Raw genomic sequence first — 4,271 nt, 5'->3', positions numbered from 1 at the left:
TGAGCGTCATGTCAGTCTCGTTCGCGGACAGGCCCTGTTCGAGATCGAGAAGGCCGATACGCCTTTCGTGGTGTCGGCGGGCGACAGTGAGACGCGGGCGCTTGGAACAAGCTTTGAGGTTCATCTGCGCCCGGCCGATGTGGCAGTTACGCTGTTTGAAGGCGTCATTGCTGTCTCAACGTCAGAAACCGGCCCGTCAGATCAGAATGGCAAGATCCTGGCGCCTGGTGACAGGCTCAAGATCGCAAGTGATGGCAAGCAAACCCTGTCGCGGGTTGATCTGAACCGCGCATTGCAATGGCGCAGTGGCGTGCTTCAATTTGACAATGTCACACTGGCCGATGCTGTCGCTGAAATGAACCGTTATTCGGAAACAAGGATCAGGGTTCTCGATCCCGGACTTGCTTCAGAACGCGTGAGCGGGACATTCCCGATGGGCGAGCCGGAAGAATTCGTTGCGAGTCTCGCACTCTTCCTGCCTGTCAGGACAGAGCGGTTTAGTGATCAGATCACACTCCTGTCCATAAAGCCCGAGACACCCTGAGGCGTTGTATTCCGGCTGCGCGCAATGAAAGCGATCAAGCTGCTCTTGCGGAATGTCATCAAGAAATCCTGAAACTTTTTCCATTTCCAAGGCGTGGGAATTTCGTCAGTCCAATTATCTGTATCCTGAGACATGCCTGCCACGCGCATCGCCAGTTCACCGATATGCCAGTCGCGCGCACGAGTGAGCGCCAGTAACCCGCGCTGGTACGACAGTGTCACTGCGTCCGAGGACTTTTGCTTTTCCAATTCCTCGTGGCGGGCAGCTATACCTCCTTCGAGACGCCCCAGGTGCAGGTTTTCCGTTGGATGAATGTGAGGTCCCGCGAAAGGAGAGCCTTCACGGGGTGCGCGGACAACAAGTCTGCCACATCCTTTCTCCCATTCGTTGAATAGGGTGCGCGTCCGGGGCGAACCCCTGACGGGGATATTAATCCGGAGGGGAACATGTTCAACAAGACACAATTCAACGCACGGCTGTTCAGCGCTGCGGCATCATCCATCATCCTGTCGACTGGCCTGACCGGCGCGTATGCTGATACGCCCGCACGTGGTGAGCAGGTTGAATTCAATATTGATGCACCCATGCTGGCAGATGCGCTGCGCGCATTTGGCGCCCAGTCGGGCGCGCCCATCCTGTTTACCGAGGCGCTTGTTGCCGGGCGCGCCGCGCCGAGGCTGAATGGAAACTTTGCACCGACAGATGCTTTGTACCAGCTTCTTGAGGGCAGCGGGCTTGAGGCGATCAAGGGGCCGGGCCAGGCAATCGTCATCCGGAAACGCGCAGACGCGGATAGGCCAGCTAATCCGCCAGCACGTCCTGTGCAGACGGAAACACCTGCCGAGTCCCTGCCGGAAACCGCCCACACTGGTGCTGACGACGCGACATTGCGGGTCGATACGGTCACAATCACTGGCACAAGCTTGCGCGGGATCTCTCCAGAAAGTTCGCCTTTGCAGATTTACAGCCGGGAGGACATTCTGGGATCGGGCGTCACAACAACAGAACAGTTCATACGGACATTGCCGCAGAATTTTGGCGGCGGATCCACGGAGCTAGCACCGGCCGGACTGCCGGGCGACAGCAATTCCCAGTTTAATAATACGTTCGGGTCGGGTGCCAATTTGCGGGGCCTTGGATCTGGAGGCACACTGACACTTCTCAACGGAACCCGGCTCGCGCCGACATCGGAGATTGGCGACTTTGTCGATCTCTCCATGATCCCGCTCTCGGCGCTGGAGCGTGTTGATGTCCTGACAGACGGAGCGTCCTCCATCTATGGCGGTGACGCAGTTGCCGGCGTCATGAATTTTGTTCTCCGTGACGATTTCGACGGCGCCGAGACAGCCATGCGCTATGGCGCCGTGACCGATGGCGGCCTTGCCGAATACAGGGTCAGCCAGACTCTGGGCAGGGCTTGGGACAGCGGTCATGTGATAGGCACGTATGAATATTTCGACCGAAGCCATCTCACGCTCTCCGAGCGCCCGGAGATTCCTGTCCCCACTCAGACAAACGGCGTGCCAATCATCGACACGGCCGAATTTGACCTTCTGCCTGAACAGACACGCCATAGCGGCCTCCTGTCTGTGGCGCAGGAGGTAGGCCCGGATCTCAGGATATCGGCTTCGGGGCTCTATTCGAAGCGGGACGCGCAGAGCCAGTCTGTTTTTGCCAGCAGTTCAAGTTCCGTCCTCGGCTTTGACGTGACGTCAGAACTCCAGTCGCTGAGTCTTGGTGCTGATTACACGATCTCGCCGCGCTGGGCAGCGAATGCAAATGCGACCTATAGCCAGATGTACAATACCGAATCGGCGCAAACCCTCGCGCCGGTGCCATCCGAACCGAGCGAGAAGGTCACTCGATCAAAACTCTGGTCCGCCGACTTGCGGCTGAATGGTGACCTCTGGGAGCTGCCAGGTGGAACGGTCAAGAGCGCGATCGGCGCGCATGTGCGACGCGAAACATTTGTCAATGAGCAGCGAGGTGCCGGGGCAGAGCGCGATGGTAAACGGGATGTCTCGGCTATCTATGGTGAGGTCCTCGTTCCGATCATCGGGCCGGATACGAGCCTGCCCGGGGTGCGGCGCCTTGAAGTCAACCTGTCGGGCCGACTGGACGATTACAGTGATTTTGGCACGACAGTAAATCCGAAGATCGGACTTGTATGGTCGCCCGCCGAAGGGTTCACAGGCCGTGCGACCTATAGCGAATCCTTTGCACCTCCGCCCCTAGGGCGCACAGGCGACCTGAACCGTACGGCGGCAGTCGTGCCATATGCATTCATTCTCGGCCTGCTTGGCGGGATCGCGCCGCCTGATCCCTCGCTCGCCGGTGTCGACTACCTGCAGACGACAGGTACAGCGGCCAATCTCGATCCGGAAACCTCCCGGACCTATACAGCTGGCCTTGATTACGTGCTTAATCGCGGCCCCCACAACTGGAGCCTCAAGACGACATATTATGACATTGCCTTCGAGGGGCGCCTTGGCGCGACACCGATTCCACTGAGCCAGCCGGCACCACTGGCGCCACATATCGCCTGGGCCAATCCGGATGTCTTGCCCGATGGCACTGTCATTTTCTTTCCGAGCACAGAAGACCTTGAGTCTCTGGTGGCGACACTCAGTCAGCCTGTCATTTTCCTGACGGGCGGCAACAGCCTGGACAATGTCGCGATCATCAATAATGCCGCCATTGTCCGCAACCTTGCTGCCACGGAGACGCGCGGACTGGATGTTCAGATTGATTATGATGTCGAGACGGATTGGGGGGATATATCGGTAGGTGTGAATGCCAACTATATCCTGGATTTTACGCAGCAGGCGTCGAAGACGACGTTGCCGGTTGAAACTCTGAATACGTATCTCAACCCCGTGGATCTCCAGCTGCGCGGCCATATTGGCCTGTCGCGCGACGGATTTACCGGCAATGTCTTTGTGAATTATGTCGACTCCTACAACACTGACGCGACCTTAGCGGCAAGGCCGATCAGTTCCTGGACCACAATCGATGCGGCCATGTCCTATGGGTTTGGAAATGACGGCGCGCGTTGGCTGAGCGGGACACATATCAGCGTATCGGCCACGAACCTGTTTGACGAGATGCCGCCAGTAACACCCTCCATCGGAACGAGCCGTATTGCGGGGTTTGATCCTGCCAATGCGTCTCCTCTCGGCCGCTTCATAGCGGTCGAGCTGCGGAAGGCCTTTTAGCCCGAGGCTGCGGGTACGAAAGGGACAGGCCAGCGGTGACCTCTCCCATTTTGACGCGCGACTGACTGCGCCCTTGCGTTCACATCCGTTAAACCAGGAGACAATTTTGCGTCTTTTCTTGATATGCGCCGCCATCCTTGGTCTCGTGGCATCAGGACCTTTTGCCAGAGCTGATCAAAGGCGGTTTTCCCTTGATGACATGATGAAGGTGGAAGGCATTGGATCGGCAATCATCGATCCAGGTGGCCGCTGGCTGGTCTATGAACGTCTGCGTCCCTATGACGAGATTGAGGATTACAGCTTTCGGACCTACGCTTTTGGTAAATCAGGTCACCAGCTCTGGCGCTATGACCTTGATGATGGGGGTGAACCTGAGCTCTTGCCGGGCATCGACCCGGCACCTCATACTTGGGCAGAGCAGTTTTCACCCTCGGGGCGGTATCTTGCTTTTGTACAATACAGTTTCGGCACGCTGTCGCTTGGTGCCTATGACATGGTCGAAGATACAAGCG

At 57.7% G+C, this 4,271-nt stretch carries 2 protein-coding genes and 1 pseudogene; all 3 read left to right on the top strand.

The genetic code is table 11. The annotated features are described in order from the left end of the window. On the top strand, nucleotides 1–544 hold a 544-nt coding region (locus ACESNB_RS01935; RefSeq protein WP_373003013.1), incomplete at its 5' end, for a FecR family protein. Between the two features lie 446 nt (nucleotides 545–990). Continuing rightward, a complete protein-coding gene (locus ACESNB_RS01930) occupies nucleotides 991–3,759 on the top strand; it encodes a TonB-dependent receptor domain-containing protein (protein ID WP_373003011.1) in 2,769 nt (922 codons plus the stop codon). Between the two features lie 106 nt (nucleotides 3,760–3,865). Continuing rightward, nucleotides 3,866–4,271, top strand: a pseudogene (locus ACESNB_RS01925) (hypothetical protein); the annotation flags it as partial.

Source organism: Hyphomonas sp., from assembly GCF_041689225.1.
Lineage (GTDB): Bacteria > Pseudomonadota > Alphaproteobacteria > Caulobacterales > Hyphomonadaceae > Hyphomonas.
The sequence above is the reverse complement of the archived record's forward strand: the minus strand, read 5'-3'. Positions and strand labels throughout refer to the sequence as shown.